This is a genomic window from Collinsella sp. CLA-ER-H5 (genome assembly GCF_040092375.1).
Classification (GTDB): domain Bacteria; phylum Actinomycetota; class Coriobacteriia; order Coriobacteriales; family Coriobacteriaceae; genus Collinsella.
On sequence record NZ_JBBNLR010000047.1, the window covers coordinates 1 to 916 of the forward strand.

The 916-nt window shown below is 57.9% G+C and carries 2 rRNA genes; both read right to left on the minus strand.

The window, feature by feature from the left end:
- Positions 1 to 299 (minus strand): 23S ribosomal RNA (locus AAAX31_RS10045); the annotation flags it as partial.
- A gap of 398 nt (positions 300 to 697) precedes the next feature.
- Positions 698 to 916: ribosomal RNA gene (locus tag AAAX31_RS10050) — 16S ribosomal RNA — on the minus strand; the annotation flags it as partial.

The window sequence follows — 916 nt, forward strand, 5'->3', positions numbered from 1 at the left end:
GCCGGGTATGCCCGCTCGACGGTTTGGCCATCGGTCCCCTTTCGCTCGCCGCTACTCGGGGAGTCTCGAGATTGATTTCCTCTCCTCCGGGTACTTAGATGTTTCAGTTCCCCGGGTTGTCCTCCCCACCCTTATGTGTTCGGGGTGGGGATATCCACACTGCTGTGGATGGGTTCGCCCATTCGGAGACCCCCGGGTCGAAGGATGTGTGCTCCTCGCCGGGGATTATCGCAGCTTGCCGCGTCCTTCATCGGCTCCCTGTGCCAAGGCATCCGCCGTGCGCCCGTGGTATCTTGCGGGACCGCTCTCGGGCCCGCGGGATATCCACGTGTCGCTAATTAATCTAATTAATCGATATCATGAATAGCGCTCGTATGTCGCAATTCGGGTATCTCATACCGCGGCACAGTGTCTTCACTGTGCTCGCGATCAGATGCTCCTCACTCATTTATAAGTGAATTCTTCTTGTTTGGATCGGATGAATGATTGCTATCATTCTGTCTGATAAATCGCAGAAAAGAATCGAGTCTGGAAGAGATCTTCCATCTCTCTCCTATCGCTATGCGGCTCTCAAGGTACGCGGGTGCGACCCCGGGGACCGGGTGCTGCGGGGACTTCCTCCGGGCGACATCTACCGGACGGGCTCCTGCCCTCCATTCGAGTTAAAGTTTGTCTCTCTAAGAACGTATCTCCCTAGAAAGGAGGTGATCCAGCCGCACCTTCCGGTACGGCTACCTTGTTACGACTTCACCCCCCTCACCCTCCACACCTTCGGCGCCTCCCCCCTCTCGGTTGGGCCGGCGACTTCGGGTGCAGACGACTCGGGTGGTGTGACGGGCGGTGTGTACAAGGCCCGGGAACGCATTCACCGCGGCATGCTGATCCGCGATTACTAGCAACTCCGACTTCATGGGGG